At 31.8% G+C, this 25,644-nt stretch carries 26 protein-coding genes and 1 tRNA gene; 22 read left to right on the forward strand and 5 right to left on the reverse strand.

The window, feature by feature from the left end; genetic code table 11:
* The first annotated feature begins 80 nt into the window (after positions 1-80).
* The 4 genes from RD055328_RS02970 to RD055328_RS07275 all read left to right on the forward strand — a co-directional run bounded on the left by RD055328_RS02970 (position 81) and on the right by RD055328_RS07275 (position 3,593).
* Positions 81-1,706, forward strand: a complete 1,626-nt coding sequence (locus RD055328_RS02970) for an ABC-F family ATP-binding cassette domain-containing protein (RefSeq protein WP_244087321.1) — start codon at positions 81-83, stop codon at positions 1,704-1,706.
* A gap of 110 nt (positions 1,707-1,816) precedes the next feature.
* Positions 1,817-2,155 carry a PadR family transcriptional regulator gene (locus RD055328_RS02975; protein WP_244087322.1) on the forward strand — a complete coding sequence of 113 codons (339 nt, stop codon included), beginning with the start codon at positions 1,817-1,819 and terminating at the stop codon, positions 2,153-2,155.
* 1 nt (position 2,156) lies between these two features.
* Complete coding sequence (locus RD055328_RS02980) at positions 2,157-3,449, forward strand: DUF4097 family beta strand repeat-containing protein (RefSeq protein ID WP_244087323.1); 1,293 nt, start codon at positions 2,157-2,159, stop codon at positions 3,447-3,449.
* An 18-nt stretch (positions 3,450-3,467) separates the two neighbouring features.
* Entirely contained in the window at positions 3,468-3,593 is a 126-nt protein-coding gene (locus tag RD055328_RS07275; protein ID WP_279593908.1) for a hypothetical protein, read from the forward strand.
* Between the two features lie 36 nt (positions 3,594-3,629).
* On the opposite strand, the gene galE is transcribed toward RD055328_RS07275, so the two are convergent.
* Positions 3,630-4,622, reverse strand: a complete 993-nt coding sequence (galE, locus tag RD055328_RS02985) for a UDP-glucose 4-epimerase GalE (protein WP_244087324.1) — start codon at positions 4,620-4,622, stop codon at positions 3,630-3,632.
* Between the two features lie 43 nt (positions 4,623-4,665).
* Between galE and RD055328_RS02990 the strand changes: the two genes are divergently transcribed.
* The 5 genes from RD055328_RS02990 to RD055328_RS03010 all read left to right on the forward strand — a co-directional run bounded on the left by RD055328_RS02990 (position 4,666) and on the right by RD055328_RS03010 (position 9,798).
* Positions 4,666-5,559: a class A sortase gene (locus RD055328_RS02990; protein WP_279593984.1), complete on the forward strand. Its 894-nt coding sequence runs from the start codon at positions 4,666-4,668 to the stop codon at positions 5,557-5,559.
* A gap of 46 nt (positions 5,560-5,605) precedes the next feature.
* Positions 5,606-7,879 (forward strand): single-stranded-DNA-specific exonuclease RecJ, encoded by a 2,274-nt coding sequence (recJ, locus tag RD055328_RS02995; protein ID WP_244087326.1) that lies wholly within the window; start codon positions 5,606-5,608, stop codon positions 7,877-7,879.
* 20 nt (positions 7,880-7,899) lie between these two features.
* Positions 7,900-8,412, forward strand: a complete 513-nt coding sequence (locus RD055328_RS03000) for an adenine phosphoribosyltransferase (protein ID WP_244087327.1) — start codon at positions 7,900-7,902, stop codon at positions 8,410-8,412.
* 18 nt (positions 8,413-8,430) lie between these two features.
* Positions 8,431-8,518: transfer RNA gene (locus tag RD055328_RS03005), tRNA-Ser, on the forward strand.
* Between the two features lie 26 nt (positions 8,519-8,544).
* A complete protein-coding gene (locus tag RD055328_RS03010; protein ID WP_244087328.1) occupies positions 8,545-9,798 on the forward strand; it encodes a hypothetical protein in 1,254 nt (417 codons plus the stop codon).
* Between the two features lie 37 nt (positions 9,799-9,835).
* Here RD055328_RS03010 and RD055328_RS03015 read toward each other — a convergent pair whose 3' ends face one another.
* Complete coding sequence (locus tag RD055328_RS03015) at positions 9,836-10,090, reverse strand: hypothetical protein (protein ID WP_244087329.1); 255 nt, start codon at positions 10,088-10,090, stop codon at positions 9,836-9,838.
* Between the two features lie 80 nt (positions 10,091-10,170).
* Positions 10,171-10,455, reverse strand: coding sequence for a hypothetical protein (locus tag RD055328_RS03020; RefSeq protein WP_244087330.1), 285 nt, complete (start codon positions 10,453-10,455; stop codon positions 10,171-10,173).
* A gap of 98 nt (positions 10,456-10,553) precedes the next feature.
* Here RD055328_RS03020 and RD055328_RS03025 point away from each other — a divergent pair, with 98 nt between their 5' ends.
* Positions 10,554-11,720 (forward strand): MFS transporter, encoded by a 1,167-nt coding sequence (locus RD055328_RS03025; protein WP_244087331.1) that lies wholly within the window; start codon positions 10,554-10,556, stop codon positions 11,718-11,720.
* 220 nt (positions 11,721-11,940) lie between these two features.
* Here RD055328_RS03025 and RD055328_RS03030 read toward each other — a convergent pair whose 3' ends face one another.
* Positions 11,941-12,450: an aminoacyl-tRNA deacylase gene (locus RD055328_RS03030; protein ID WP_244087332.1), complete on the reverse strand. Its 510-nt coding sequence runs from the start codon at positions 12,448-12,450 to the stop codon at positions 11,941-11,943.
* A 163-nt stretch (positions 12,451-12,613) separates the two neighbouring features.
* On the opposite strand from RD055328_RS03030, the gene RD055328_RS03035 reads away from it, so the two are divergent.
* From RD055328_RS03035 to RD055328_RS03065, 7 genes are all read left to right on the forward strand, one after another.
* Positions 12,614-13,030, forward strand: a complete 417-nt coding sequence (locus RD055328_RS03035) for a hypothetical protein (RefSeq protein ID WP_244087333.1) — start codon at positions 12,614-12,616, stop codon at positions 13,028-13,030.
* Positions 13,031-13,113: 83 nt separating this feature from the next.
* Complete coding sequence (gene prmA / locus RD055328_RS03040; RefSeq protein ID WP_244087334.1) at positions 13,114-14,010, forward strand: 50S ribosomal protein L11 methyltransferase; 897 nt, start codon at positions 13,114-13,116, stop codon at positions 14,008-14,010.
* Entirely contained in the window at positions 14,010-14,771 is a 762-nt protein-coding gene (locus RD055328_RS03045) for a 16S rRNA (uracil(1498)-N(3))-methyltransferase (protein ID WP_244087335.1), read from the forward strand. Before prmA ends, RD055328_RS03045 begins: the two co-directional genes overlap by 1 nt.
* 6 nt (positions 14,772-14,777) lie before the next feature.
* The gene (locus RD055328_RS03050) at positions 14,778-15,119 is read left to right on the forward strand and encodes a hypothetical protein (RefSeq protein WP_244087336.1); all 342 of its coding nucleotides are present in this window, start codon (positions 14,778-14,780) and stop codon (positions 15,117-15,119) included.
* Between the two features lie 10 nt (positions 15,120-15,129).
* Positions 15,130-17,343 (forward strand): bifunctional (p)ppGpp synthetase/guanosine-3',5'-bis(diphosphate) 3'-pyrophosphohydrolase, encoded by a 2,214-nt coding sequence (locus tag RD055328_RS03055; protein ID WP_244087337.1) that lies wholly within the window; start codon positions 15,130-15,132, stop codon positions 17,341-17,343.
* A 4-nt stretch (positions 17,344-17,347) separates the two neighbouring features.
* The gene (gene dtd / locus RD055328_RS03060; protein WP_244087338.1) at positions 17,348-17,800 is read left to right on the forward strand and encodes a D-aminoacyl-tRNA deacylase; all 453 of its coding nucleotides are present in this window, start codon (positions 17,348-17,350) and stop codon (positions 17,798-17,800) included.
* The gene (locus RD055328_RS03065; RefSeq protein ID WP_244087339.1) at positions 17,787-18,422 is read left to right on the forward strand and encodes an HAD-IA family hydrolase; all 636 of its coding nucleotides are present in this window, start codon (positions 17,787-17,789) and stop codon (positions 18,420-18,422) included. The genes dtd and RD055328_RS03065 overlap by 14 nt, the downstream gene beginning before the upstream one ends.
* Before the next feature lie 70 nt (positions 18,423-18,492).
* Here RD055328_RS03065 and RD055328_RS03070 read toward each other — a convergent pair whose 3' ends face one another.
* Entirely contained in the window at positions 18,493-19,845 is a 1,353-nt protein-coding gene (locus tag RD055328_RS03070) for an N-acetylmuramoyl-L-alanine amidase (protein ID WP_244087340.1), read from the reverse strand.
* Between the two features lie 386 nt (positions 19,846-20,231).
* Here RD055328_RS03070 and hisS point away from each other — a divergent pair, with 386 nt between their 5' ends.
* The 5 genes from hisS (at position 20,232) to RD055328_RS03095 (ending at position 25,642) form a co-directional block, all read left to right on the forward strand.
* Positions 20,232-21,515 (forward strand): histidine--tRNA ligase, encoded by a 1,284-nt coding sequence (gene hisS, locus RD055328_RS03075; protein ID WP_244087341.1) that lies wholly within the window; start codon positions 20,232-20,234, stop codon positions 21,513-21,515.
* Between the two features lie 8 nt (positions 21,516-21,523).
* The gene (aspS, locus tag RD055328_RS03080) at positions 21,524-23,281 is read left to right on the forward strand and encodes an aspartate--tRNA ligase (protein WP_244088130.1); all 1,758 of its coding nucleotides are present in this window, start codon (positions 21,524-21,526) and stop codon (positions 23,279-23,281) included.
* Between the two features lie 63 nt (positions 23,282-23,344).
* On the forward strand, positions 23,345-23,767 hold the full coding sequence (msrB, locus tag RD055328_RS03085; RefSeq protein WP_244087342.1) for a peptide-methionine (R)-S-oxide reductase MsrB: 423 nt from the start codon (positions 23,345-23,347) through the stop codon (positions 23,765-23,767).
* Between the two features lie 83 nt (positions 23,768-23,850).
* On the forward strand, positions 23,851-24,729 hold the full coding sequence (locus RD055328_RS03090; RefSeq protein WP_244087343.1) for a YitT family protein: 879 nt from the start codon (positions 23,851-23,853) through the stop codon (positions 24,727-24,729).
* Positions 24,730-24,739: 10 nt separating this feature from the next.
* The gene (locus RD055328_RS03095) at positions 24,740-25,642 is read left to right on the forward strand and encodes a deoxyribonuclease IV (protein ID WP_244087344.1); all 903 of its coding nucleotides are present in this window, start codon (positions 24,740-24,742) and stop codon (positions 25,640-25,642) included.
* The last annotated feature ends 2 nt before the right edge of the window (positions 25,643-25,644 follow it).

Here is a 25,644-nt window from a genome sequence, read left to right on the forward strand (position 1 = left end):
TATATACGGAAAAAGCCAACAGCTTAGTGCTGCTGGCTTTTATTATGACGATTAGTTAAAAAGAAACGAGGATACAATACGTGATTACAGTTAGTGACATGAGTCTATCAATGGGTGGAAGAAAACTTTATGATGAAGTTAATTTAAAATTCACCGAAGGTAATTGTTATGGAGTTATTGGTGCCAATGGTGCAGGAAAGTCAACTTTTCTTAAATTACTAGAAGGTGAAATTCAACCAAGTTCGGGTAATATTTCGATTGGTAAAGATGAAAGAATGTCTAGTCTTAACCAAGACCACTATGCTTTTGAAGAGTTTAGTGTGTTGGATACAGTTATACAAGGACATAAAGAATTATATGACGTCATGAAAGAAAAAGACGAAATATATGCTAAACCTGATTTTAATGATGAAGATGGTGTTAAAGCAGCCGAACTAGAAGGAAGATTTGCTGAACTTGATGGATGGAATGCTGAATCAGAAGCAGCACAATTACTTCAAGAATTAGGAATTACCGAAGACCTACATCATGTCAAAATGAGTGAATTGATGGAAGGACAAAAAATTAAGGTTTTACTTGGACAAGCTTTGTTTGGTAAACCGGATATTTTACTACTAGATGAGCCCACTAATGGTTTGGATATGGCTTCAGAAACTTGGTTAGAAAACTTCTTAGCTGATTTTCCAAATATTGTCATCGTTGTTTCTCATGACCGTCATTTCTTGAATCAAGTATGTACACAAATGTGTGATGTTGATTTTGGTAAAATTAAACTTTTTGTTGGTAACTATGATTTTTGGCTAGAATCAAGTCAATTGGCCGCAAAATTACAAGCTAACCAAAACGCAAAAAAAGAAGAACAAATCAAAGAATTACAAGAATTCGTTGCCCGTTTCTCAGCTAATGCATCTAAGTCTAAGCAAGCCACATCACGAAAGAAACAACTTGAAAAAATTACATTAGATGATATTCAACCTTCTTCAAGAAAATATCCATTTATTAATTTTGATTTTAATCGTGAATTAGGTAATGACTTGGTTCGTGTTGAAAATGTTTCTAAAACAATTGATGGTGTTAAAGTATTAGATAACATCAGTTTTACAGTTAAACCTGATGAAAAAGCAGCTATTGTATCTAGAAACGACTTATCAGCAGCTACAATTATGCAGATTCTGTCAGGTGACTTAGAACCAGATTCTGGAACCGTAACTTGGGGTGTAACAAGTACACAATCATCATTACCACGTGATACAAATTCTGCTTTTAATAATGATAAACTAACTATTATTGATTGGTTACGTCAATTTGCTAGCAAAGAAGAAGATGATAATACTTTCTTACGTGGATTCTTAGGGAAAATGCTATTCTCTGGCGATGAAGTAGAAAAAGAAATAGGAGTACTATCTGGAGGAGAAAAAGTTCGTTGTATTCTTTCTAAGATGATGCTTCAAAAATCAAATACTTTGATTATGGATGATCCTACTAATCATTTGGATTTGGAATCAATTACATCATTGAATGATGGTTTGATTAACTTCAAAGGTGCTTTAATTTTCACATCTCATGACCACCAATTCATTCAAACAATTGCTGATCATATTATTGAAGTTTCAGCTAATGGAGTTGTTGAAAGAGCAGAAACTAACTTTGATGAATTCTTAAATCATCCTGAATTACAAAAACAAGTAGAAAGTTTATATAAATAAACGCCTATAAATAGGCGTTTTTATTTTTCTATAAAATATTTCATACATACTACCTTGACACACACAGTAGTGTGTTATAAATTATAAAAGTGATTTATGGGAGGTACTAAATGTCGAAGTCAATTTCAAAAGATATCATCAGAGGCAATACTGAGATGATTATCTTAAGTATTTTGAATCAAGGTGATAGTTATGGGTATCAAGTATCTAAGACAGTACATAGCTTAAGTGATGGTCAATATGATCTTAACGAAGCAACATTATATACAGTTTTTCGAAGATTAGAAAAAAATCAAGCAATTGAGAGTTATTGGGGCGATGAAACAAAAGGATCACGTCGTAAATATTACAAAATAACTGATGAAGGTCGTCAGCAATTAGATGCTAACTTGATTGAATGGGAATATTCAAAAAAGATAATTGATATGATTATTAAGGGGAGAATTTAGAATGAACGTTTTAGAGACCAAAATTAGAACGAAGATAGATAAAGTGTTTATTAAATATGCACCATCTGAAGAATTGACCGAACTTAAAGAGGAATTAATCGCCGATCTTAGTGAGATTGCTCAAGATAATATTAATAATAATCAAGCTGAAGATGAAGCTGTAGAGTCAGCTTTTGTTCATCTAGGTGATATTGATGAATTGATGGCTGAATTTGATGAGGCTAGAAAAGAAGAGACTCAAGAAGAAAGTAAGTCGGCTGATAATATCGTCAAAATTGGCAAGTTTGTAATTGATGATAGTAAGATTTCGTATGATAACAAGGTTATTATCGATGAGAATCGTGTAGACTTTGGGAGTTTCTTGAAAGTTGAAGATGGATCTGTAGATATGGGAAATGGATTCTTCAGAGTTAATGATGACGGAGTTTCTTTAGGAAAAGAAAAAATCGGTAATATTTTCAGTCGATTAAAATTGGTAAATAATGTTCAATATGATTTATCACAAATTAACGAAGTTACTATTAATTACAAAAATGATCACATCGAGTTGAAACAATCTCCAAACAATCAACTTATTGTTAAAGAGTATATGAGTAGAAATAATGATCGTTACAATCTAACTTCGAACAGTACAGGTGATGGTCAGTTGTACATTAAACAAGGAGACCGTCCGATTATGTGGCATATTCACAGCAGAATAGAGATTTTTGTTCCTCAAAAATATGCTGGTAAAATTAATGTTCTTAATCGTAATGGTAGTATGTTTATCACTGATCTCAATAATGAATTGAAATTATCAGTAACAGCATCTAATGGGGCTATTTCTGTTGAGAATGCAGTACTTACCAAATTGAATTTATTCTGTGCTAATGGTGCTATCAAAGTAAATAATTTAACCGTTAGTGAAGCTAATTTGATTTCTAATAATGGTTCAATTACTGGATCAAACTTAACTGGTGAATATACGATTAAAACCAGAAATGGAGCAATTAAGACGTCAATGATTAATGGTTCAGGAAGTTTTAGTAGTAATAATGGATCGGTTAAAGTTGATTTTAACAAAGTTACTGGAGATATTAATACTTATACGAAAAATGGTTCAATACGATTGATGATTCCAGAAGACTCAAGTGTCGAATTTAGTTTACAAAGCAAAATGGGCATTGTTAAAAATAAATTGAGTGGAGCAAAGATGAAAGTCGAAGCACAAGGATTTATTGAAGGAATATGCATTGATAATCCTCAATATAAATTGGTTGGTAAAAGTGATCACGGAACTGTTAGACTAGGATAAAATAAGGGAGATTAATTTATGAAAGAATTATTAGACTTTTTATGGAATACAACTTGGTGGCAATTTTCATTGTCAGCGATTGTGATAATTGCTTTAGTATCAAGTCTTATCGGCAGTGGATTTAAACATTATCGTAAGCATTAGGAATAAAAAGAAGCCTTCATACTAGAAGGCTTCTTTTTATTTATCGCTATATCCTTGAGGATTTTTAGTTTCCCAAGTCCAAGCATCTTTTATTATTTTTTTAACATCATCATATTGGGGGTTCCAATTAAGAATTGTGCGGGCTTTTGTACTATCAGCTATTAAAGTACTTGGATCGCCAGGACGTCTGTCACCAATTTTTGTTGGGATATCTTTTCCTGTAACTTCACGGGCAGCTTGAACAATTTGTAAGTTTGAGAAGCCTGTTGAAGAGCCAAGATTAAATGCATTACTTTCATTACCTGATAATAAGTACTCAAGAGCTAGTCGATGAGCTTCTGCTAGGTCCAATACATGAACGTAATCACGTACATTAGTTCCATCTGGAGTATCGTAATCATCGCCGAAAATAGTTAGTTCATCACGTGTACCATGAGCCACTTGAAGAACGATTGGTGTAAGGTGTGTTTCAGGTTGGTGATCTTCACCAATACTTCCATCTTCTTTTGCACCACCAACATTAAAATATCTAAGTGCAACAAATTTCATTCCATAAGCAATATCAGACCAGTGCATCATTTTTTCCATTGCTAGTTTTGTTTCACCATAAGGATTTGTTGGTACTTGAGGATCGGTTTCTTTAATTGGAACTTGTTTTGGTTCGCCATAGGTAGCTGCTGTAGAAGAAAATACGATGAACTTAACACCAAATTCGTTCATGATTTCTAAAAGAACATTCATACCATATGTATTGTTATCATAATACTTCAGAGGTTCTTTCATAGATTCAGGAACAATTGAAAAAGCGGCACAATGAATAACACCGTCGATAGTTTCATCTTTAAAAACTTTTCTCATGAAAGACTTATCACGAAGATCGCCTTCATAGAATTTGGCTTTTTTATTTAATGATTCTTTGTGTCCAGTCGATAAGTTATCGATTACAACTACATCATAATTTTTTTCGCATAACCAATCTACTGTATGTGATCCGATATATCCGGCACCACCAACTACTAATACTGACATTTAATATCCTCCATAAATCTTATGTAATAAGAATATAACTAATATTTATGACAAACAACGAAAATCTAATAATTTTGCTTTTTTGTTATTATTTATGGTAAATTTGTTCGTAGTTAAGAAAGCATATTGGGGAATAATTATGAAAAAGTTTTTTAAGCGTTTTTTAGTTTCAATACTTATGATAATAGGACTTGTTTTAATATTTAATCAACAAATTATGGAATTTATTGTTGGTCAGCTTAGTGAGAATCAGATTGAACAGGTTACAAAGTCAAATATTAAAGAAGGAAAGGCTTCGAAGGGTGATTTTGATTTTGAAGACGTTAAACCTTTCAGTCCAACTGAAGTAGGAAAAGGAATGACTAATAATTATGGTTTTCCTGTTTTAGGACAGCTAGAAGTTCCAAGTGTTGGCGTGAAACTACCAATTGGGAAAGGTGTTAGTACCAGTGTTTTAAATAAAGGGGCCGGAACAATGAAGCCCGATCAACAAATGGGGGAAGGTAACTATTCTTTAGCGGGGCATCACGTACGTGGGAGATATATTTTATTTTCACCATTAGTTGATGTTAAAATAGGCGCAAGCATATATTTGACTGATTTAGACCATGTTTATAAATATAAGATTTACTCTAAAGAAGTTATTCAACCTAGTGATGTTAAAACAATTGATGATGTAGAAGGTAAAAAAATTGTTACTCTTATTACGTGTGCCGATTTGGGTACTAAGCGTTGGGCAATAAAAGGTGAACTTGTAGATACTAAATATGCTACTAAAAAGAATTTAAATGAATTAAAAAATAAGAAAGTTACAACTAATACCCGTACAAAAGAAAAAACAAATTCTAATTATTTATTTATTATGGGTGTCATTGTTCTGGTAGTAATCACAATTTTATTACTTAGATCATTAGTGAAGAAATCAAAAAAGAAGTAGTCTGACTGCTTCTTTTTTTTATGCTCAGAATCTGTATAATATAATTATGAATAAAAAATGGGAACAACGAAAAAAAATAGATAATGAGCAAGTTGAAAATATTTCTAATAAATTAGGGCTACCAATTATTTCAACTCAATTATTGGTTGCTCGCGGATTAAATACTGAAGATGAAATTAATGAATTTCTTGATACTTCCCTAGATAAATTAGATGATCCATTTAAGCTAAACGATATGCAAAAGGCAATTGATAGAATTGAATTGGCTTTGGATAATAATGAAAAAATGATTATCTATGGTGATTATGATTCTGATGGTTTAACAAGTACTTCCATAATGAAAGAAGCGATTGAAATCATTGGTGGAGAAGTTGATACGTATATTCCAGACCGATTTAGTGACGGATATGGGCCAAATATTGAGGCTTATCAAAAGATAATTGACCAAGGTTATAATCTGATCATCACTGTAGACAATGGTGTGAGTGGCTTTGAAGCAATAGAATATGCAAATCAACATGACGTTGATGTTATAGTGACAGACCATCATTCATTACCAGAACAATTACCAAATGCTATAGCAATAGTTCATCCACAAATAACTAATCATGAATATTCTTTCAAGTATTTATCAGGAGCTGGAGTAGCTTTTAAAGTTGCCAGTGCCTTATTACAGGAGATTCCTGTAGATTTGCTAGATTTAGCTGCAATCGGCACTATTTCGGATGTTGTTGAATTGTCTGGTGAGAATCGAGTAATTGTTGCTAATGGATTGAAGCAAATTCAAACAGGTAGCCGTACAGGATTAAAAACACTTTTTAAAACGGCAAAATTAGATATTACAAAAACTGATGAAGATACCATAGGTTTTCAAGTTGCTCCACGATTGAATGCTTTAGGACGAGTAAAAAATGCCAATATAGGTGTTGAATTATTAACCGCTCAAGATGAGATGGTTGCTAAAGAAATTGCTAAGGATGTAGAAGAAACTAATTTATTAAGACGTCAATATTCTGATGAAGTATATAATGATGCAAAAAATCAACTATCTCAAAAAAATGATGATTTCCAAATCCTTTATGGTGATGAATGGAATGAAGGTGTATTGGGAATTGTTGCTGGGAGAATAGCTGATGAGACGAATCGACCAACAGTTGTCTTATCACGAATTGATGAAGTGTATAAAGGCTCAGGAAGAGCGCCATCAGGATTTAATTTGTTTGAAGCAATGAATAATCATCGAGATTTATTTGACAGTTTTGGTGGCCATGCACAGGCTTGTGGTGTATCTGTTAAATCCTCATGTATAGAAGAATTCGTATCGGCAATGCAAGTTGAAATACAGAAACAAGACTTTGACAGCACAAAAGATCAAATCTGTCATTATGATTTGAGTATAGATGTTAAAGATATTAATTTTAAATTGCTTGATGATATCAATATCTTAGCTCCATTTGGAGAAGGCAATCCTAAGCCGATTTTTAAATCTAATAATGTAGAAATCACTGATGCGCAAAGTATTGGAAGTGATAAAACGCATTTAAAAGGGAAGATTCAGCAAAAGAAATCTAATGTTGATTTTATTGCTTTTGGTTTTTCGCAAGCTTTTTCAACAATGTCAGATATTCCTTTATATGATACTTATTATCAAATAGGAGTAAATGAATGGAGAGGGAAGAAAACTCTTCAATTAATGATAAATGATATTCAATCGGATTTATTGAGCTCCAAGTTTATTGACTGGAGAAATCGTGAGTTTGATATTAATCAATTAGAATCTGATGTCACACTAGTCTTTTTTAATAAAAGATATTACGATTTATTTGTTCGAAAAAATAATAATCAAGCGTATTTATGGAATAGTCCGGAGATCAAAAACATTAAAAAAATGTTGATTTTTGATCGACCTCACGATATTGAGAAATTCAAAAAATTAGTTGAAATTCAAAATGCAGACGTTATATATATCCAATTTTATTCTCAATTACGTTATAGTTACGAATTGGTTCCAGATAAAAAAGAAATGCATGATGCATTAAAATATTTTTTAACACATAAAAGTATTTTAGAAGAAGATTATCAAATGATTTCAGAATATCTTCATATCAATATTAATAATTTAAAATTTTATATTAATGTGTTTTTTGAGCTAGGATTTGTTAAAATTGAAAATGGAGTTGTTACTCCACTAGGTATAGATAAGAGTAAAGAAGTAGAGAATTCTGTTTTCTATCAAAAACGTTTAAAAAGAAATGAAGTCGGTTCATTGTTAGTTAATGCAACTTATCAAGATTTACTAGCATGGATTGAAAAACAATAATTGGAGCTAACTTAAATATAATGGATTATAAGAAGTATATTGCTAATGTTCCAGATTTTCCTGAACCAGGTGTACTATTTCGTGATATTTCACCACTAATGTTGGACGGGGAGGCATATCACTCAGCAACTGATGATATAGCTGAATATGCTAAATCACGAGGTGCTGAGTTGATTTGTGGACCAGAAGCTCGAGGTTTCATCGTTGGCTGTCCCGTAGCCAATAAAATGGGAGTAGGATTTGCTCCGGCTCGTAAAAAGGGGAAGCTTCCAAGAGAAACTGTTTCAGTTACATATGACTTAGAATATGGACAAGGCTCACTATATATGCAAAAAGATGCCGTGAAACCTGGACAAAAAGTTTTAGTGGTAGATGATTTAATGGCAACTGGTGGAACATTAAAAGCCACAATTGATCTAGTAGAAAAACTAGGTGGACAAGTTGTTGGAACAGCGTTTATCGTTGAATTATTGGATCTAAATGGTCGTGATAAGATTAAGGATTATGATATGTTTACATTGACTCAATATTAGTTTATTGAGTTTTTATATGGAGAGTTGGCAGAGTGGTAATGCAACGGACTCGAAATCCGTCGAACCGGCTTATACCGGCGCGCAGGTTCAAATCCTGTACTCTCCTTAGAAACTTATGTGAAAGGAAAATCAATGAGTAAGTTTAGAAAGTGTTTTATTGAAAGTATTAAAAAAAATAAGTATCAATACATATATGTTCTTTTTATCATACTATGGTTATTTATGATTGTGAGTATAAGAAATGTATATCCTGCAAAGGGAGATTTAGTCTGGTTTCAAACAGATTGGTGGAACTATATTAAAGATCATGGATTCAGTGGAATTAAAACTATTTATGATTCCGAATTTTTAGCAGACTATACATCCATTTGGTATTTTATAATATATATATTTACCAAATTCGGAATTTATCCCGGCATTTTAACTTTATCTGCATCAATAAAATCGATTGCTGTATTATTTACAATAGGCTCTTCGATTGTTATTTATTTTATAGTTGATCAATTTTATGACAGAAAGAAATATATAAATTCGCTAATGGGTGGAGTAAGCACATTATTAATACCACCATTCTTAGCAGATATATTAAAAACTAACTTAACTGATTCTTCATATATGTTCTTTGCTTTATTAGCTTTACTATGTTTTTTCAAAAAGAAACGTTTCTTAATGTGGTTTTTTGTTGGTGTAGGAATTTATTTCAAGGCTATGGCAATATATGTTATTCCATTTTTTGCAATTTATTATCTATTTGAACTAAGAAAGCCCTGTATGAGAGAGCTTTTTGCTCCAGTATTTGCAATTTTTGGTTTTATAGTTACTGCAATCCCTGGTATGGTTGCTGGTCTAAGTTTCCTAGAAGCCACATTTGAAATATTTTTTAACAGGTCTGCAGTTAGAACTGAAAATGGATTTATTAACTTGATACATGGTGGTAATGCATTTGTCAGTTTAGATGATAATAATTATAAATTCTTTCAAGTATATATATTAATTGCGATGATAATAATTTTTCTTTGTATCTTTGGTATGCTACTAATTCTAAAAAAAGATATGATTTTATCAGGAACGTTTAATTTATTAATTATTGCTCCAATGATTTGTTGGTTATGTATGCCAGCACAACGAGAGAGCTATTTTGCATTATCTGGTGTTTTTTCATTAATCGTATTTTCTATATATCCAACTATTAAAAGGTTTATAATGTTTGTTATATCAAATTTGCTTGTATGGTTATCATATTTGGCTTTTATACCTATATTCAATAGTGGAACTACCTACATGTATATAATGATAGCATTTATCATTTTTGTTATTTGGGATATATTTACGATGATAGATCCCAAATATATTGGAAAAGATAATAAAGACTTAAAATATAAATAAGTAAAAAGACAGATAGTTTAACTATCTGTCTTTTTACTTATTTATCATCAACTTCTTCATATTCACCGTCTACAATATTATTATCTTTTCTAGTTGTTTTTACGTATTCACGTTGTCGTTTATTACGAGTAAATAAAACAAACGGAATGATCAAGAATACTAGCCACCATAAGTGGACAACAAGCGCAATAACTAGAAGTAGTGTCAGAATTGAGAAAATTGCAATTCTCGCAAAGCCACCTAAATATTTAAAAATCAATATTGTAAATAGCAGGAATAATATAAAACCCATTATTGAGTGAGCTCCTTATTAATTAATTTGTACTGAGTATACACTTTTTAATAGTAAATGCACGAAAATAGCTCAGGTTATTAATCAAATAGTGATTCTTTTGTAATACCATTTTGTTGAGCAATATTAATGGTACCTGAAGAATAAATCTCATCAGATAATGCATCTTTATAATTTTTACGAAGTGTATTTTGGATATTTTTCATATTTGCATCTAAAAACAAATCAACAATGTCTCCGGGTTTCATACCAGATACTTGAGAACTTTTTGTATCAAGCTCAATCTCATTGAGTGTTTTTGTCATTGCAAGAAGTAGTGCTTTTCTTTCGTTTAAAGTAAATTGAACATTCATTTCATCTGCCATATTATTTCCCCTTTATATAAAATGAGTGTACAAAACAATTGGTGATTTAGCAATAACCGTGTAGAATAACTATTAATATTTAAAATTGGAGAAACAAAATGAGCAGAGACACAAAGAAATCAATCTACATTTTAATTTTTGGAAACTTTTTGATTTGTTTAGGAATTGGTTTAGTAATTCCAGTAACACCTTTTATCAAAACAACTTATAATTACACAACTACACAGATGGGATTAATGACATCTTTATTTGCTCTTGCTCAATTTATAGCTTCACCATTTGTTGGACGTTTATCAGATAAAATTGGTAGAAAACCATTAATTGTTGGTGGATTATTTTTCTATATGATTTCCGAAATTATTTTTGCTTATTCTAACAGCTTATTATTATTTGATGTTTCAAGAATTATTGGTGGATTATCAGCTGCTATGTTCGTCCCTACATCAATGGCTATGGCGGCAGATTTAACTACAACGGCTCAACGTGCTAAGGTAATAGGATGGATTTCTGCGGCATTTAGTGGAGGACTAATCTTAGGACCAGGTATTGGCGGAATGTTAGCTAATATCACTTATAAAACACCATTTTGGGCCGCTGCCGTACTAGGATTGATTAGTACGATTTTTACATTAATATATCTACCTAACGTTAAAAGTGAATCGGCTACTATGGACCAACCAAAAGTGAAAATTCGTTCTATTTTAACAGTACCAATGATTATTCTTTTTGGTATGATACTTGTTGCTTCGTTTGGTCTTCAAGGATTTGAAAGCATTTATAGTATTTATGTTAATCAAGTCTTTGGGTTTACACTAGGCACTATTGCACTAGTTTTAACATTGAACGGTATAATTTCCTTGTTCTTACAATTAGTAATGTTTGATTGGTTAGTTAGAAAAATGGGGGAGATTAAGTTAATTGCTTATTGCTTCTTGTTTGCCGCAATTTCCGTTGTTTGGATTACAATGGCTCATGTACAAGTTGAAGTTATAATTGCTACTTTAATTATTTTCTCCGCATTTGATCTGTTAAGGCCTGCTATAACAACTTTATTGACCAAATTTGGAAAATCTAATCAAGGCCTAATCAATGGACTTAATATGTCTTTAACAAGTGTTGGTAATGTTATAGGTCCAATTATGTCAGGTATGCTAATGGACTGGAACACTCATTATCCATACTTGGTAGTCGCAATTATCTTATTTGCTTCTTATGTTATTACCTTTGGAGTGAAAAGAGTTATTAAGCCTGAAGATTTACAATGATAAAAATGTTAGGGTTGAACAGTTAACCCCTTGCACAATGTTTCACGCTATGATATATTTTTATTGCACTAAGTGATGGGGATGATTTAGTGCTTTCATATACTTTTAGGTTAGGACTTCCCTCCTAACCGCCTTCAATTTACATCTAAACTACTTTTATTTATAACTGTCCTTTGGATGGTAAATTAAAAAGAGAGGCATTTGAGCCTCTCTTTTTTGTTTACTCTTGTTCAGTAACTGCAAAATCGCCAAATTTAGCATTTACTGATTTTGCTAATGAATTCGGATCTATGCGAATCGAACGACCAATCTTACCAGCTGAAACAGTTATGATTTCTTCTTGTAATGCAACATTATCAATATAAATAGGGAAGTTGTGTAATGATCTAATGCCAATAGGACTATTAGCTCCATGTTCAAAACCACTCGTTTTAACAAGATCTTTTAGGGGAACCATTCCTATTTTTTTATTACCAGATAATTTAGCTAATTTTTTATAACTTAAATGCATATCAAGAGGGAGTACAGCCACAACAGGGCCTGTTTTATTACCGGTTGTTACCAAAGTTTTATAGATATTATGTTCTTTGATATCTTGATCACTTGTATCTAGACTTTTAGTATCACCGTGTTTAGTAACTGAAAATGAAATTGATTCATAACCAATATTTTGTTTATCAAGAATTTTTTCGACTAAGGTTTTTGAAGGAGTATTTTTGTTTTTTTTCATTATCTACACCACTTTGCTTTATATAGAGTAATAATATCAAAAATTCAAATACATGAAAAACCATACAAGATCTGGAATCCTTTACATTGTTAATATCTTATGTTGTTCATTAGAAAAAAATATGATAAACTATATTTATTCAAAAGTATTGGAGATGACGCATATGATTAGAGAATTGAGAAGAGTGGCAACTAAAGATATGATTTTTTTAGTGGAAAGATTCGCCATGTATGATGATGTATTCAAAGAATATCTTAATACTTTAAAATTAATTGATGAAGGCAAAGCTCTAATGTTCGAAAACTTTCAAAGCTTGAGTCGTAATTATCGTAAGAATGTTCAAGTATTTGCTAGTGAAGCGTTATTAATTATGAAAAAATTAAATGAAAGAATAGATAGTTATTCTCTCCAAAAAATAGCAACAGGAATTAGTAACTATATCAATGGATTGAATGAAATTTTAACTTGTATTGATTTACAAACTGAAGTTTTAGATCAAGCCAAACAAAATGAAATTATGATGAAAATTGAAAATGCAAAGAATGAATTGTGCAATTCAATTAAAGAAGCATCAATTTAATATAAATTAATCTTAAAGAAGACGAAGCTTTCGTCTTTTTTTATTACTCTAATTCTAGTAATCTATTACCAAGAGGTATATTTATGAAGTGGACGAAAATTGAAGTAAGAATTACTAAAAAAGAACTAGAAGAAATAGTTAGTACGGTATTAATGAATAACAATGCTGGCGGTATTGAAATTAATGATGAGAATACAAATGAAGTTATATTAACTACTTATTTTGATCATGTGAATATTTCTGATGAGTTGATATTGAAAATAAAACAAGATGTACTTGATTATCGAGAATTTGGATTTGAAATATCTGATAGTGACGTGCTTGTAACTAAAAGCGTAATTGATGATGATAATTGGAAAAATGAATGGCAAAAATATTACCATCCAACTAAAATTAGTAGATACTTAACGGTAGCGCCTGAATGGGAAAGTAATATTGAACTTCGTGAGGATGAAAATTTAGTCATTATGAATCCAGGAGAATCTTTTGGAACTGGAACTCATGCCACTACTTTTACGTGCTTACAAGCATTAGAAATCATTATAGATAGACAACAGAGCATGTTTGATGTTGGAACGGGTTCTGGAATTTTATCAGTCGCGGCTAGAAAAATGGGAATCAATAATATCGAGGCATTTGATATTGATCAAGTGGCTGTTGATGCAACTAAATATAATTTTTCATTAAATAAAGATTGTAATGATATACCTGTCAAAAAGAATTCATTATTAGACGGTATTAATAAAAAAGTTGATATAATTGTTGCTAATATTTTAGCTGAAATTCTGTTTGATTTTATACCAAAAATGGATAAAAACTTAAATGTTAATGGAACAATAATTTTATCAGGTATAATAAATGAAAAAGAAGAGAGAATTACTGAAGAACTTAAGAATATTAACTATGTAGTTGTTAGTGTCATAAAAAAAGATGGCTGGTCAACTATCATTACAAAACGTAAAGAGGACATTGAAAACTAATGCAACAATATTTTATTAATGAAATTATTCCCCAGAGTTCTGACAAGATAGAAATCCTAGATAATGACTTATATAAGCATTTGATAAAAGTTCTGCGTATGAAAATAGGGGATGAGTGTTTACTAGTAGACACTCATCAGCATAGGGTGAAAGCTGTCTTGAGAAATTATGAAGAGTCATTGGAATTTGATTTGAAAGAACTAACCGATGATATTGATACTGAATTTCCTATTATTCCGATTATAGCCTGTGCTTTATCAAAAAAAGATAAACTTGAATGGATTGCTCAGAAATCAACAGAAATGGGCGTTAAAAAAATTATATTTTTCGATTCTAGATTTTCAGTTATGAAATGGGATGAGAAATCAATTAATAAAAAATTGTCAAGATTACAAGAAATCGTAAAAAATGCAGCGCAGCAGTCGCATCGTAAACTAATACCTGAAGTTTTATACGTTAAATCATTAAAAGAATTAATTAAATCGTATGAAGATATAGATTATAAGTTAGTTGCATATGAGGAAGTAGCAAAAAAAGGACAAGCTAGTCAACTTTCACAAGTTTTTGATAAATTGGATAATAACCAAAGTATCATGTGCCTGTTTGGTCCCGAAGGTGGATTTGATCCAACAGAGATTGATTTATTAGTTAAACACAATTATTTAAAAGTTGGACTAGGTCCAAGAATTTTAAGAGCAGAAACAGCTCCACTGTATTTTCTTGGAGTTCTTTCATACAAATTTGATTTAGCATTGAGGTAATTAATTATGAAAAACAAAGTTATGAATATAATGAAAAAACCAGCATTTAAATTGTTAATTTTATCAATTGCTTGGATTATTATAATTATTCCTACTTTAAGTTCTCTTAGATTATTGGATAAGGCCGTTCGTGTAAGTTGGATTTTCACAATCATTAATCCTATTTTTGCAGCTTTAATAGGTCGATATATTAAATTGCGAAAATTGAATTTTTATATTACTTTCATTTTTCCCGTAGTTTTTATTATTGAAGTTATTATTAGATATGGAAACTATGGATTCTTATTTGGAATAATGTATTTATTGATATCATGGTTATCTTACATTCTTACATCAAATAACAATTAAGGAGGTTAGTATGGCTCAAGAAAAGATATATACTCCAGATGAAGTTTTAGAAATGTGCCAAAATTATATGAACTCATCGCATGTTGAGTTTGTTAATCGTGCATACGAAACAGCAAAATATGTTCATAAAGACCAAACTAGAAACTCCGGTGAGCCATATATAACACATCCTGTTCAAGTAGCTGGGATCTTAGCGGAATTGAAGATGGATCCTGAAACGGTTGCTGCTGGCTATTTACATGATGTAGTTGAGGATACAAAGCTAACGCTTGGTGATATTGAAGAATTATTTGATCCAACTGTCGCAAAAATTGTTGATGGAGTAACAAAACTATCTAAATATAAATATCAGTCACATCAAGAACTACTTGCTGAAAACCATCGGAAAATGCTACTAGCAATGTCTGAAGATTTACGAGTTATTATGGTTAAATTAGCTGACAGATTACATAACATGAGAACACTTAAGGCGTTACGTCCCGATAAGCAAAGACGCATTGCAAATGAAACATTAGAAATTTATGCTCCATTAGCTGATCGTCTGGGTATTAGTAAAATTAAGTGGGAACTTGAAGATCTTTCTTTACATTATTTGAATCCACAACAATATTATCGAATTGTTCATCTAATGAAATCTAAGAGAGAACAACGTATTTCTGATATTGATTCAGCTATTACTTCAATTAAAAAATCATTGTCTGATTTAGATATTAGTTATGAAATTTATGGACGGCCTAAACATATTTATTCAATCTATAAAAAAATGCACGATAAACATAAGCAATTTTCTGAATTATACGATCTATCAGCTATTAGAATCATTGTTGATTCAGTTAAAGATTGCTATGCAGTTTTGGGTGAAATTCATACTAAATGGAAGCCTATGCCAGGTAGATTTAAAGACTATATTGCAATGCCTAAAGCCAATGGATACCAATCATTACATACTACGGTTATTGGTCCGAATGGAAAACCTTTAGAAGTTCAAATTCGTACTGAAAAGATGCATGAAGTTGCTGAATTTGGTATTGCAGCTCACTGGGCTTATAAAGAAGGTAAATTCTCAGAAGTTAATTTAGATAACAATGATCATAAAATTGATGTTTTTAGAGAAATTTTAGAACTTCAAAATGAATCTAAAGATGCTACAGAGTTTATGAATAATGTTAAAGGAGATATATTCACTGACCGTGTATATGTCTTTACCCCTGATGGTGAGGTTTTAGAGTTACCTGCAGGTTCAGTAACCTTGGACTTTGCCTATCAAGTCCATTCTGAAGTTGGGAATCATTCTGTTGGTGCTAAAGTTAATGGAAAGATTGTGCCTCTTAACTATCAACTTAAAAATGGCGATATTGTTGAAATGATGACGTCTAGTAATGCCAAACCAAGTCGTGATTGGTCTAAGTTAGTTTATACAACTAAAGCACGTAATAAAATTAAACGCTTCATTAAGAATGAAGATAAGAGCAAAAATGAGCAAATTGGTCGTGAATTAATTGAAAAGCTACTAATTGACAGAGGCTATCAGCCAAAGGATTATTTTGAAAAAGATAAGATGGCAGAAGCTTTGAAGAAATATGACTTAAAGAGCGCTGAAGAATTATTTAGTGCAGTTGGTTATGGTGAGTATTCTGCTGAAAATGTTGTTAATAAATTAACGGCTGAAGATATTCAATTAAAAAAAGAGAAAGCTCAAACAGAATTAGAAGAAAAAATTCTTAATGGTGAAGTTGAAACATCTAAGTCTGAAACAATTAGTCCTAAGATTACTAAAGATGATGAGGCGGTTGTTGTTGAAGGATCAGATAATCTATTGATTCGCCTCGCAAAATGTTGTAATCCTATCCCAGGAGATGAGATAGTTGGGTACATTACAAAAGGACGTGGGGTAACGATTCACCGTAACGATTGTCCTAATGTTTTAAATGATGAAGCTCAAGCTCGATTAATAGACGTTAGCTGGAATGACGTATCAAAAGATAAACGATATATTTCAGAGATTGAAGTATACGGATATAATCGAAATGGATTACTCAATGATGTATTACAAGTAATTAATTCATTAACTAATACGTTAAATAATATTAGTGGAAAAATTGATAGTAATAAAGCGGCTCATATTAGTGTTAGCGTTGGCGTGCAATCACTTGAGCATTTAAACAATATTCTTGATCGAATTAGATCTGTTCAAGATGTATATGAAGTAAAAAGAAAGCTGTAAAGATATGAAATTAGTAATTCAAAGAGTGAAAAAAGCTTCGGTTTCTGTTGATGAAAAAGTCGTTGGCGAGATTGATCAAGGATTTTGTATTCTTGTTGGGATCAAAGAAACTGACAATTTAGCTGTAGTCAAAAAAATGGCACAAAAAGTTGTCAAATTACGAATATTTTCTGATGATGAAGGAAAAATGAATTTATCAGTTAATGATGTTGCAGGAGAAATTCTGTCTATTTCACAATTCACATTATATGCAGATACAAGCCATGGTAATCGTCCTGGATTTGCGGATGCTGCTAAACCTGACTTAGCCATAGATTTATATGAAGCTTTTAATTCTCAACTTAGAAGTGAAGGTATAGAAGTTAAAACGGGTAAATTTGGAGCCGATATGCAAGTTGATATAACTAATGATGGTCCCGTAACAATAGTAATGGAAATAAATAATGAAGACTTATAATTTGATTTGGGATTTTGATGGTAATTTATATGATACTTATCCTGTTATGTTCAAAGCATATAAAGAAGCAATGAATATTTATGGTGTTAATTTGTCGAAGGATGAAATAACTAAATCTTACAGACATTCAAAATTTAATTCATTAAAGTCTCTGATTGAATTAAATGCTGAGAAGTATAACTTTAATGCAGATGAGTTTAATCAGCTATATCATAAATTAGAATTAAAGGAACAGATAAAACCAAACTATTTTGAAGGTGCTGATGAAGTACTAAAAAAAGTATCAGAAAATGGGTATAAGAATTTTTTACTCACACATAGAGATAAGTCAGCAATTGATTTTTTAAAACAAGATAATTTGGATAAATATTTCACTGACTATGTGACTTCGGAAATGGATTTAAAAAGAAAACCTGATCCAGAAGCAATTAACTATTTAATTAATAAGTATGACTTGAATATCAATGATACTTATATGATAGGAGACAGAAGTCTAGATTTATTAGCTGGTGTTAATGCTGGAGTAAAAACTATTTACTTTAATGTTGATAGTTTTGATGACAAGCAGTATGCTGATTATTGCGTTGACAATTTATTAAATATATTAGAAATAATAGATTGATTAAAAGCAAGATTACTAAAAAACAATCTGTAATAATTGTGAAAAAAGACACCCAATATTGGGTGTCTTTTTATTTGAAATATTCTTGTAATCCGCGATATACATCGTCAGCAATTTTCTCACGATATGCTTTAGTTTTAATTTGTGCAAAGTCTTTATCAGAGTTTATGTATCCCATTTCTAGAAGAACGGAAGGGCGATCGTTTTCACGAAGAACATAATAATCTCCGAATGCAGTACCACGATTGTCCAACTTCAATCCTTTTAGTTGACTATTAATACTCGAAGCTAGTTTTGAATCACGAGCATTATCGTAATAATAGGTTGTAAAACCAGAAGCAGAGTTTGTGCTAGCGCTTGAATCAAAATGAATACTGATAAAAGCATCAGCTTTTTTCTTATTAGACAGGCGAGCTCTTGGTCCAAGGGCAACTGTTTTATCAGAGTCTCTGGTTAAAATAACATTCGCACCAGATTGTTTTAATTTGTCGCGAATAGCTTTAACGGTCTTTAATGTATAGCCAGCTTCATGTTTATTAGTAGAAGATTCAGCACCGACATCTTTTCCACCATGTCCGGCATCTAAAACAATAGTAGCTTCTGATAAATTATTAGCATTAATTTTTACAGGTTTATCAGTATCAGAGATGGATACTAACCAACTAGCAACCCAGCCAACAGTTCCAGATTTTGTCTTAACTTTGTACCAATCATTTTCTTTTTCAAGGAAAGTCATTGTTTTATTGGCTGGTAGTTTAGTGATTTCTGCACTAGATGTTGTTGCGTTTTCACGTAGAGTCACACCAGCTTGTATAGTTGTGACTGTTTTAATATTGTCTTCTTTTAGTTTCCTATTTGAAGTTTTATTATTTTCGGTATTTTTAGAATCGGGTTTATTAACTGTATCGGCTATTTTTCCAGTCGTTTGAATATCATCATTTTGAACCCAACCAACAGTTTTTCCAAAGAGTATTTGGTTCCAATTGTTTTCTTGGTATACGACATTTACTTTTTGATTTGCTTGAAGAGTTCCTAATAATTCACTAGTAGTATCATCAGTTTTATATACATTGGCTCCGTTTTGAGAAATAATTCCGATATGATTAGAAGAAGGGCTAACTTCTGTATTATCAACTAACCAACTAGCAACCCAACCAACTTTATCGCCAGCTAGTCGAACTTGCCACCATGAATTTTTTTTATCAATTATTGTTAATTTTTCATCTTTTTTTACTTGGGTAATCAAATCATATGAAAGACCAGGCCCAACACGAACATTTACAGCGTTTGCTTTGACAGTAACAGTTGATAGATTTGCTAAAGCAACTGTTGATGTAGTGGAAATAATCAGCAAAATAGCAATTAGAATGAATGTCCAATATTTATTCAAATATTGTTTGAATAAATGGATAATTTTTTTCATAGCCCCAAACTCCTCAAAAACTTTCTTATATAAGGTTATAATAAATATGATAATACTTCCATAGATATTGTTAAATTAATTAAAAAAGGCACTGATACACTAATCATTATCTTGACAATAATATGCATAATAAGTAAATTAATAGACATAGGTCATTGAAGGATTAAAGATAGGTTCAACTATTAAAAGAGAGATAACATTTGCTGAAAGTTATCATGAATCGAAAAGACACTCTGGAGACTATTCGTATGGCAGGCGTTAACTGTAGCAATTGTTAAGGTGGTACCGTGTCAGTAAATAACTGCACCCTTATTCTATATAGTAATTAGAATAGGGGTGTTTTTTCTTTTTAATTAATAAATTACAATTTGTGTGGAGGCACTATTATGAATTTCCAAAAACCTAAAGGAACAATGGATATATTACCTGGTGAGTCAAAGTTATGGCAGTATGTTGAAAATACTGCTGAAGAAGTGTTCTCAACTTATAGATTTGAAGAAATCAGAACTCCAATTTTTGAACAGTATGAAGTTTTTCAAAGAAGTTCGGGTGAAACTTCAGATATTGTTTCTAAAGAAATGTATGATTTTGAAGATAAGGGTAATCGTAGAATGGCATTGCGTCCTGAAGGGACTGCTGGTGTGGTTCGTGCCTATGTAGAGAATAAATTATTTGCACCCGAACATGTCAAACCAGTGAAGGTTTGGTACAAAGGGCCAATGTTTAGATATGAACGTCCGCAATCAGGTCGTCAAAGACAATTTCATCAAATTGGAGTTGAAGCATTTGGCTCAACTAGTCCAGATATTGATGCTGACACAATTGCTATGGCTATTAATTTTTTAAGCAAGTTTAATATTAATGAATATAAATTAGCAATTAATACACTTGGTGACAGTGAGTCACGTGAAAAATACCATAATGCATTGATAAATTACTTAACACCATTTAAAGAAGAGTTAAGTGATGACTCGAAGCGTCGTTTAGAACAAAATCCATTACGAATCCTTGATAGTAAAGACAAAAAAGATCAAGAAATTGTAGCTAATGCTCCATCAATTTTAGATTTTTTAACTGAAGAATCTCAATTGCATTTTGATCGCGTAAAATCCTTATTAGAAGTATTAAATATTGATTACATAGTTGATTCTAATATGGTTCGAGGTTTAGATTACTATAACCATACTATATTTGAAGTTATGGTAACTGATAAAGCCTTTGATAATAAAGAAACGACAGTTATAGCTGGTGGAAGATATAATGGCTTAGTTGAAGAACTAGGAGGCCCAGAAACACCAGGTTTTGGTTTTGGAATGGGTATTGAGCGGTTGATGTTATTAATCGATGATGATACTAAAGCCAAAATGAACAGTGAGTCATTAGATGTTTTTATAACTACATTAGATGAAAACTCGGCTACTCAAGCTTTAGTATTATTAGATCAATTTAGAAAAGAAGGCCTAAAAGCTGATCGCGATTTTCTTGATCGCAAAGTAAAAGGACAATTTAAGATGGCAAATAATTTGCATTCAAAATTTGTTATCACTTTAGGTGAAGAAGAATTAACTAATAAAAAAGCACCCTTAAAAAACATGGAAACTGGTGAACAAGTTGAGGTTGAATTTGATCATCTTGCAAATAAAGTTAAAGAACTAATGGGAGATAATTAAACGTGAAAATGAGAACAGATTATTGTGGAAACATAACTGAAAAATACTTGAATGAAGAAGTTGTTTTATCAGGATGGGTTCAAAAACGTCGTAGCCTTGGAAATTTGATTTTCATTGATCTTCGCGATCGTGAAGGAATTGTACAAATTGTCTTTAGTGCTGAGTTTGGTGAAGATGCACTGGAAATAGCTAATACACTGCGTTCAGAATTCGTTATTCAGGTTAAAGGAAAGGTTGTTAACCGTTCTGACAATGCTATTAACGAAGAAATGAAAACAGGAAAAATTGAAGTAGAAGCAACTGAAGTGAAGATCTTAAATCAATCTAAGACTCCTCCATTTGAAATTAAAGATGATGTTGATGCTTCTGAGGAAACAAAGTTAAAATACCGTTATCTTGATTTACGTCGTCCAGAGATGGCAAAAGGAATTAAAGTGCGTTCTGAAATTAAACGTGCTACGAATAATTATTTATACGATAATGGGTTTGTTGATATTGAAACTCCCAATTTAACTAAGTCAACACCAGAAGGCGCTCGTGACTATCTTGTTCCATCGCGTGTTTATCCAGGGTCATTTTATGCGCTTCCTCAATCACCACAACTATTCAAACAAATGTTAATGACTAGTGGATTTGATAGATACTTCCAACTAGCACATTGTTTCCGTGATGAAGATTTACGTGGTGATCGTCAACCAGAATTTACACAAATTGATATAGAAACAAGTTTCATGACAGCTGATGAAATCCAAGAGATAACCGAAGGATTAATTGCTAAAGTTATGAAGGATGTTAAAGGTATTGATGTAAAATTACCATTTCCTAAATTAACTTGGGATGAATCAATGGCACGTTACGGTTCAGATAAGCCTGATGTCCGTTTTGAAATGGAATTACAAGATTTATCTGATTTATTTGCTACATCAGAATTCAAAGTTTTTAGTGGCGCAATTGCTGATGGTGGAGAAGTAAAAGCTATCGTTGTTAAGAATGCTGCTGACAAGTATTCGCGTAAGGATATCGAAAAACAACAAGATTACATCAAACGATTTGGTGCTAAAGGTTTAGCTTGGCTAAAAGTTGCAGATGGAGAACTAACGGGTCCTGTAGCCAAATTTGTTACCGATCAAGCTGATGATCTGAAAGAACAACTTGTTCTTAATGATAATGATTTAGTATTATTTGTTGCATCAAGTAAGAAGATTGTTGCCGACTCGTTGGGTTATCTACGTACTTATTTTGCAAAAGATTTGCAATTGTATAATGAGAACGAATATGCATTTACTTGGGTAGTTAACTGGCCATTGTTTGAATATGATGAAGGAATAGAACGCTGGATTGCTGCACATCATCCATTCACAATGCCAAATATAGAAGATATTCATTACCTAGATGAGGATTCACACAAAGCTTATGCTCAAAGCTATGATATTGTATTGAATGGATATGAACTAGGTGGTGGATCAATACGTATTCATGATCGTGGAATTCAAGAAAAAATGTTAAAAGCATTAGACTTCACAGCTGAAGATGCTCAAGAACAATTTGGATTCTTATTAGATTCACTTGAATATGGTACACCTCCATTGGGTGGTTTAGCACTTGGCTTAGATAGATTTGCAATGTTGCTTACAAATAGAGATAACATTCGCGATGTTATCGCTTTCCCTAAGAATTCCAATGCTACAGAACCAATGACACAAGCTCCAACAGTTGTTTCAAATGAACAACTAGATGAATTGGGATTAGAAAAAGAAAATAAATAGGCATAATAAATGACGCTTTCACTTCAATGGTTATACTTATAACTAGAAGGGAAGTGTTTTTTTATGGATAAAAATGAATTAAGAAGTAAATTGACGCCTGAACAATATGAAGTAACTCAAAATGGTGCTACGGAAAAACCATTTTCAGGAGAATATGATAATTTTTATAAAAAAGGAATTTATGTTGATATTGTTGATGGCACGCCACTTTTTATTTCAGATGACAAGTATGATGCTGGTTGTGGCTGGCCATCGTTTAGTAAACCAATTTCAAAGTTAAAAGAAAAAAGAGACACTTCTTTTGGAATGGAACGAGTCGAAGTACGTGGTAAGGATTCTGATTCACACTTAGGGCATGTATTTACAGATGGACCCGAAGACCTCGGTGGTTTAAGATATTGTATTAATTCCGCTTCTTTAAAATTTATTCCTTATGAAGAGTTAGACGAAAATGGATTAGGTGAATATAAAAGTAAATTTAATTAAAATCTCTTGATTATAAGATTCGTATAGCTATATTTATGTTAATATATTTCAGTAATACTTATCATTAGAGGGATTAATTATCGATGGAAGAAATAGATCGGATTTTTCAACGTCATCAGACTGCTACTAAACTTTCAGTAGCGTTTATTTATGCTTTATGTGTTTCGGTTGCTGTTAACTTATTTTGGTCAGCCGGACATACATATGGTTCAGGTATCACTGGATTTGCTCAAGTAGTTACTACTTTTTCAGAAAAATATTTACCATTTAAATTAACAACATCATTAATGGTCTTTGTACTTAATGCGCCATTGTTTTATGTTTCATATAAGAAAATAGGTAAGAAATTTACTTTTTTCACTGCTGTTGCAGTTATTATGTCTTCCATAATGTTGCAATTTATTTCACCAATTGTGATAACAACCGACCCATTAATATGCGCAATTTTTGGTGCATTAGTTAACGGATTTGGAACAGGATTTGCCTTAAAGAATGGTATTTCTACTGGTGGATTAGATATCATAGGAATACTTTTAAGACAAAAAACTGGGCGTAGTGTTGGAACCACAAACATCATGTTTAATGCTCTAATAATTATAGCCGCTGGTTTATTATATGGATGGCCTAATGCGCTTTATTCTGCAGTTGGTATTTTCGTCAATGGTCGGATTATTGATATGATGTATACGGGAAACCAAAAGTTACAAGTTATGATTGTAACTTCAAAACCTAAGAAAGTAATTTCTGAGATACAGGATAATATGCGTCGTGGGATTACTGTGGTTCACGGTGCAGAAGGAGCTTACCGCCATGAAGAAAAAACAATTCTTTTTACGGTAATTGCTCGTTATGAAATGGATAATTTGAAACAAGCAATGAATGCTTCTGATCCAGTTGCATTTGTAAGTATTACCGATTCAATTAAAATTCTCGGTAATTTCTATCAAGACAAAATTTATTAAGGAGAATGTCATGTTTAAGATAGGGTCTCATGTTGGAATGAAATCACCTGATATGTTAGTAGGTTCTGCTAAGGAAGCGCATAGCTATGAAGCTAATGCGATGATGATTTTTACTGGCGCACCACAAAATACTCGTCGTAAAGATGTATCTGATATGAATATTCCGGCCGGTATAGAACTCATTAATGAATACGGAATTAATGATATTATTGGCCATGCTCCTTATATTGTTAATCTTGGTAATACCACTAAACCCGAAAGTTTTGAGTTTGGTGTGAAGTTTTTACAAGATGAAATCAAGCGTTGTGATGCTCTTGGAATTCAAGCTCTAAGTTTTCATCCAGGTGCACACGTGGGTGCAGGTCCTGAGGCTGCGATAAATAAAATTTCTGAAGGCTTGAATGAAGTTTTAACAACTGATCAAAAAGTTTTGATTGCGATTGAAACAATGGCTGGTAAAGGGACTGAAGTAGGAATTAACTTTGAACAATTAGCTTCTATTTTGGATAAAGTTACTTTAAATGATAAATTGGCTATCACATTTGATACATGTCATACAAGTGATGCTGGATATAATATTAAAGATGATTTTGATGGAGTATTAAATGAATTTGATCATTTGATTGGGATTGATAAAATTGCCACAGTTCATTTAAATGATTCAAAGAATCCGCAAGGGTCACATAAAGATCGTCATGAAAATATTGGTTTTGGTGAAATTGGCTTTGAAACAATGAATTATATAGCCCATCATCCACAATTAGAAAATGTGCCTAAGATTATGGAAACGCCATATGTTAAGAGAAATGATGATGACAAAAAAGGTATCGCTCCATACAAAGAGGAAATTGCTATGTTAAGAGCTAATAAGTTCGATCCTGAATTAAAGAATAAATTAATTGAAAATAATTAAAA

The organism is Companilactobacillus sp. RD055328 (assembly GCF_022835675.1).
Lineage (GTDB): Bacteria > Bacillota > Bacilli > Lactobacillales > Lactobacillaceae > BQUT01.